Source organism: uncultured Maritalea sp. (assembly GCF_937139385.1).
Taxonomy (GTDB): domain Bacteria; phylum Pseudomonadota; class Alphaproteobacteria; order Rhizobiales; family Devosiaceae; genus Maritalea; species Maritalea porphyrae_A.
This window is the reverse complement of the sequence record NZ_CAKZPW010000421.1, coordinates 1-5,467: the sequence shown is the minus strand read 5'-3', so window position 1 is coordinate 5,467 and position 5,467 is coordinate 1. Positions and strand designations below refer to the sequence as shown.

Genomic DNA, 5,467 nt, shown 5'->3' with positions numbered 1-5,467 from the left:
GCTGAAAAGCTCAAAGAGTTTGGTCTTGACGAGGTGGTCACTGGTATTGGCCGAACTGGCGTTGTTGGTGTGATCAAAGGAAAAACCAATACATCGGGTCGGGTGATTGGTTTGCGCGCTGATATGGATGCCCTGCCAATCGTTGAAGCGCAGCCACATGAGTATAAATCGACCAATCCGGGCGTAATGCATGCTTGCGGCCACGATGGCCACACCACAATGTTGCTGGGCGCTGCCAAATATTTGGCTGAAACGCGCAATTTTGATGGTACAGCGATTGTGATTTTCCAACCGGCAGAAGAAGGCGGTGGCGGCGGCAATGAAATGGTGAAAGACGGTTTGATGGACCGTTTTGGCATTCATGAAGTCTATGGCCTTCACAACGCACCGGGGAGGGCCGTCGGCAATTTTGCCATTCGCCCTGGGCCATTGATGGCTGCAGCCGATACATTCTATATTGATATCGTGGGCAAAGGCGCACACGCCGCACGGCCGCACGCAGGCATTGACCCGATTATCGTTGGCACCGATTTGGTGCAGGCTTTCCAAAAGATCGCTTCGCGCAACACCAATCCGCTTCAATCAATCGTTGTTTCGGTCACCACCTTCCACGCAGGCGATACGGACAATGTGATCCCGCACGCGGCCAAGCTTTCGGGCACGATACGCACATTGGACGAAGATGTGCGCGACCTGGCCGAAGAGCGGCTCAAACAGATCTGCAAATCAATCGGCGAAATGCACGGCGCTGAGATTTCACTACAATATAACCGCGAGTACCCTGTCACCATCAACGATGCTGAACGCACGAAATTTGCAGTTGAAGTCGCCAAGGAAATTGCGGGCGAAGACCGGGTGGTGGACGACACCGACCCAGTGATGGGCGCCGAAGACTTTTCGTTCATGCTCAACGAGCGTCCAGGCGCTTATATTTTCTTGGGGCAGGGCGATACCGCAGGCGTTCATCACCCCGACTACGATTTTAATGACGAAATTATCCCAACGGGATGTTCTTATATGGTCAAACTGGTCGAAAAAGGCATGCCTGCATAGCAAGGCACCCGCCGTTTCAATCAAAAACGAGCCCCGGCTTTGCCGGGGCTTTTTTAGTCAAAAACGCTGAAATCTAATTCCAAGCCCGCGCCCAACCAAATACCGCGATCGCGGTGATCGACTAAATCGTTGCCGGTTTGTGGGTGGGCGAAAATGATTAGACTGTTTCGGTTAAGCGCCAGCCAGGGAAGCAGCTCAGCAAATTGATCCGTTGTTGCGGTGAGTTGGCAAGACCACATTGGGTGCGGTCCAACAGGTTTTTCGTGCATGCGACCCATTTTGACGCCAAATTGCTCTACGGCATTTTCGCATAGTTCCTTGGCCAGCCCAGCCGTTACGCTGCCAAAGTAGATGTGGGCGTGATAATCCTGAATTATATCTGTGTTATGCATCGCAATCCCCTAAGCAATTATACGTACAGTATGATTTGCATGTTAATAAATTATGGAAGCATTTTCTTAAAATACAGGAAGTTTGCCACCATTGGTTATTGTATACGATTACATTATTTCATAAAGCAACAATCAAAACTATATACGGATCATGCACTTGTGGACTGGATCTCGATCGCCGTTCGATAGGCATAAGGCATCTCAGGCGTCACGATAATGCTTGGGAAGGCGGGGGTGTTGACCGCGTTTGAATGCCTTTGTGGCTCTATGCAAATGGCTGAACAGCGACCAAATGGACGACCAGATGCGCCACTGGTTTGAACCGATTGATTGTTGCCATTATAGGTCTGTAAACACGGCTGATCTGTCCAAAGTTGCAGCGTGACACCATTTGGTGCTTTCACTTGCGCAACCGGGTCGTCCAAATCTCGGTCCGCGGGCAGCACATACGCCATATCCATACCCTTACGATTGGGGTCCGCTTCTGCAAAAGAGCGCAAGGTGCGATAATCAAATGGTGTACCCGCAATTGAAGCGATCTCGCCAGTTGGCAGCAAGTCGTCGCCCAACGGCGCATAGTGGGTCGCGCTGATCTGCATCTGATGATCCCAAATTGGACCGCCACCGAGCAAGTTGTAGTAATTGTGCTGGGCGAAATTGATCGGTGTTGGTCGGTCAACTGTCGCGCCTATGTGGTAGTTTAACCGGGCGCCCTCAAGCGTTATGAGCATTGTAAACTCAACATTGCCAGGAAAGCCTTCTTCCAAATGTGCAGAAGTGTACGTCAACTCTACATATGTTTCACCGACATCCACAACAGTCCAATTGCGTTTCGAAAGTCCATTGGTACCGCCATGCAGTGTCATGCCTGGCCCGTTTTGGCTCAGCGGGTAAATTTCACCATCCAGCTCAAACTGAGCGCCAGAAATTCGGTTTGCAACGCGGCCGACGGTGGTGCCCAAATAGTCAGGGTTGTCAATATAATCGAACGGATCATCATAGCCCAAGACCACATCAAGTGGGCCATTTGGTGTAGGAATGACCCAGCTTTGGGTGATCCCCCCAAGCGAAAGAACCGCGACTTCAGCTTGTTCGGTTTTTAGCACAATCCGGTCAAATGGCTTGCCGTCGATCTCGCCAAGTCTTGTCACTATTGCATTCATCACGCGTCCTCCAACTCCGCAAAACCACCACGGCTCCAAAGCCATAATGGCGTGTGCACATCAATGGGCACAAGGTCAGTACCGCTCAATACGTCTTGCCATCGTTGGGCAACCAGTTCAGCAACATCTGAGCGTTTGGATTCTGCAGGTGATATAAGCCCCAGCTTCAAACTGGCTTGAATAACATGAGTGTCCGGTGCAACAGAAAGCGCGGCGCGGTTGGTCAAGGGCAGGTCGGTATATTGGGTCAACACATAAAGCCAATAATTGCAGATTTTATTCCCCGCCAGATAAGGAAAATCGCGTTTGTTCGACTGGATAAAGGCGCGAATGTTTTCAATATCAAAGCCATTCTTTGCCAAAATACACCGCACGTCACCTTCACCATGTGCAACAATGCCACCAGAAACGCGTTGCCAATTCTCGATATGTTTGTTGGGCTGCAAAGCGACTTTGTGTTTGAGCAGTGCGGATCGCAACTGTTCCGTGGTCCTTTCGACAACCTTTTGCGGATCAAACACCCAATCAGTTTCCTCGTCAGCGTATGTCGTTGTGCAAGCGAGCCAAAGCCCATAGGCATTGCGTTGATAATTTAGGCACATGCCAAGCGTAAGATAGTGCAGCAATGCAGCGCTGTCGCGTGGCAGTGGTGGGTGGACATCTTCGGGCATATGCGCACCGCCAAGTGCACCGGATTTATACGAGGCGAGCAATCGTTCAATTTTCGTGCGCATCGCCTCACTCATCTTATTGTCCTAAACCTAAAAAACACAAAAACATGATTGTGGGTGTCATTGTTGGGTTGCTAGCATAAGCTCAATTATCAGATTCTGGTGTCCATGCGCACAAAAGCTTTTTTGGAGAAGTCATAATGAAAACAAAAGCCGCAGTTGCATTTGAGGCGGGAAAACCGCTTGAAGTTGTCGAAGTTGACTTGGAAGGCCCAAAAGAGGGCGAGGTTCTTGTTGAAATTCGCGCTACGGGCATTTGCCATACAGACGAATTCACTCTGTCCGGCGCGGACCCTGAAGGGATTTTTCCGGCCATTCTGGGCCATGAAGGCGCTGGTGTTGTGGTTGACGTAGGGCCGGGCGTGACGACTTTGAAAAAGGGCGACCACGTGATCCCGCTCTACACACCCGAATGCCGCGAATGCGATTATTGCACGTCGGGCAAAACCAACCTTTGCCAAAAAATCCGCACCACTCAGGGCCAGGGCCTAATGCCTGACGGTACCTCGCGGTTCTCGATCAAGGGCGAGCCAGCCTTTCACTACATGGGTACCTCGACTTTTGCGAACCACACAGTCGTGCCCGAAATTGCATTGGCAAAGGTGCGAGAAGACGCACCATTTGAAAGCATTTGCTATATCGGTTGCGGTGTGACTACCGGCATTGGTGCGGTGATCAACACCGCAAAAGTGCGCCCGGGCGATAATGTGGTCGTGTTTGGCCTTGGCGGCATCGGCCTTAACGTCATCCAAGGCGCCCGCCTTGCAGGGGCCAATATGATTGTTGGGGTGGACTTGAACCCAGCCCGTAAAGCGTGGGGCGAACGGTTCGGTATGACCCATTTCGTCAACCCAAATGAGGTTGAAGGCGACCTGGTGCCATACATCGTCGATTTGACCAAAGGCGGCGCGGACTATTCGTTTGAGTGTATTGGCAACGTCAATGTGATGCGCCAAGCGCTCGAGTGTTGCCACAAGGGTTGGGGCACATCGATCATTATTGGTGTTGCGGGTGCGGGACAAGAAATCTCAACCCGTCCGTTCCAGCTGGTGACCGGGCGCAATTGGCGCGGCACCGCTTTTGGCGGTGCCAAGGGGCGCACAGATGTGCCCAAAATTGTTGATTGGTACATGGACGGCAAAATCGAGATTGATCCAATGATTACCCACACGATGGGTTTGGACAAAATCAACGATGGTTTTGACCTGATGCGCAAAGGCGAAAGCATTCGCGGCGTTGTGAAGTTTTAAGGAACCAATATGCAAATTGTTTCTGAAACCCGCTCGCATGGCGGCACGCAGGGTGTCTACACACACGCCTCTGACGCCTGCCATTGCGAGATGACCTTCGCCGTGTTCGTTCCGCCTCAAGCGACTGAAAAGACGTGCCCGGTGCTCTGGTATTTGTCAGGCCTCACGTGCGACCATTCAAACGTGATGGACAAAGGCGAATATCGGCAAATGGCGGCCCAAAAGGGCATTATTATTGTGTGCCCAGACACGTCGCCACGCGGCGAAGATGTGCCAGACGAGCCTGACAATTGGCAGTTTGGCAAGGCGGCAGGCTTCTATTTGGATGCGACAGAGGAGCCATTCGACAAAAACTACAATATGTACACCTATTTGGTGGACGAACTGCCAAAACTGATTGGAGAGAACTTTAACGCCGATATGTCGCGTCAATCCATTTTCGGCCATTCGATGGGCGGACATGGTGCGCTGACCATTGCGCTGAAAAATCCAGATCGGTTTAAGAGCTGCTCGGCTTTCGCTCCGATTTGTCGCCCTTCCAAAGCCAGTTGGTCAAAACCGTCTTTTGAGAAATATCTTGGCTCCGATCAATCAGTTTGGCGCCAGTATGATGCGTGTGATTTGATTGCTGACGGTAATCGATTTTCACCCATTTTGGTTGATCAAGGCGATGTGGATCAATGGATGGAAGAGGGCTGTCGCCCGCAGGAGCTGGTTGAAGCGGTTAAGGGTACTGAAATCGACCTGACCATGCGTATTCAAGAAGGGTACGACCACTATTACCCATTTGTGTCCACGTTTATGCATCAGCATATTGCGTGGCATGCCGAGCACCTGAAATAGAAAAGGGCGGCAAAAGCCGCCCTTGAAGCCAGACT

General features: G+C 51.3%; 6 protein-coding genes. 3 read left to right on the top strand and 3 right to left on the bottom strand.

All coding sequences use genetic code 11. From position 1 onward, the window contains the following. On the top strand, window positions 1-1,053 hold a 1,053-nt coding region (locus Q0231_RS16605), incomplete at its 5' end, for a M20 aminoacylase family protein (RefSeq protein WP_299349375.1). A gap of 53 nt (window positions 1,054-1,106) precedes the next feature. On the opposite strand, the gene Q0231_RS16600 is transcribed toward Q0231_RS16605, so the two are convergent. The 3 genes from Q0231_RS16600 to Q0231_RS16590 form a co-directional block, all read right to left on the bottom strand. Then, window positions 1,107-1,445, bottom strand: coding sequence for a DOPA 4,5-dioxygenase family protein (locus tag Q0231_RS16600; RefSeq protein ID WP_299349372.1), 339 nt, complete (start codon window positions 1,443-1,445; stop codon window positions 1,107-1,109). A 149-nt stretch (window positions 1,446-1,594) separates the two neighbouring features. Next, window positions 1,595-2,608, bottom strand: coding sequence for an aldose epimerase family protein (locus Q0231_RS16595; protein ID WP_299349378.1), 1,014 nt, complete (start codon window positions 2,606-2,608; stop codon window positions 1,595-1,597). After that, window positions 2,608-3,354 carry a hypothetical protein gene (locus Q0231_RS16590; RefSeq protein ID WP_299349369.1) on the bottom strand — a complete coding sequence of 249 codons (747 nt, stop codon included), beginning with the start codon at window positions 3,352-3,354 and terminating at the stop codon, window positions 2,608-2,610. Before Q0231_RS16590 ends, Q0231_RS16595 begins: the two co-directional genes overlap by 1 nt. 125 nt (window positions 3,355-3,479) lie before the next feature. Here Q0231_RS16590 and Q0231_RS16585 point away from each other — a divergent pair, with 125 nt between their 5' ends. After that, the gene (locus Q0231_RS16585; RefSeq protein ID WP_299349367.1) at window positions 3,480-4,589 is read left to right on the top strand and encodes an S-(hydroxymethyl)glutathione dehydrogenase/class III alcohol dehydrogenase; all 1,110 of its coding nucleotides are present in this window, start codon (window positions 3,480-3,482) and stop codon (window positions 4,587-4,589) included. 9 nt (window positions 4,590-4,598) lie between these two features. Then, entirely contained in the window at window positions 4,599-5,432 is an 834-nt protein-coding gene (gene fghA / locus Q0231_RS16580; RefSeq protein ID WP_299349364.1) for an S-formylglutathione hydrolase, read from the top strand. Window positions 5,433-5,467: the final 35 nt, after the last annotated feature.

What these genes read in the sequence shown, in the direction of transcription:
- Q0231_RS16585 (WP_299349367.1), top strand. Translation starts at nt 3,480, where the DNA reads ATGAAAACAAAAGCCGCAGTTGCATTTGAGGCGGGAAAACCGCTTGAA.
- Q0231_RS16595 (WP_299349378.1), bottom strand. Translation starts at nt 2,608, where the DNA reads ATGAATGCAATAGTGACAAGACTTGGCGAGATCGACGGCAAGCCATTT.
- Q0231_RS16590 (WP_299349369.1), bottom strand. Translation starts at nt 3,354, where the DNA reads ATGAGTGAGGCGATGCGCACGAAAATTGAACGATTGCTCGCCTCGTAT.
- Q0231_RS16600 (WP_299349372.1), bottom strand. Translation starts at nt 1,445, where the DNA reads ATGCATAACACAGATATAATTCAGGATTATCACGCCCACATCTACTTT.
- fghA (WP_299349364.1), top strand. Translation starts at nt 4,599, where the DNA reads ATGCAAATTGTTTCTGAAACCCGCTCGCATGGCGGCACGCAGGGTGTC.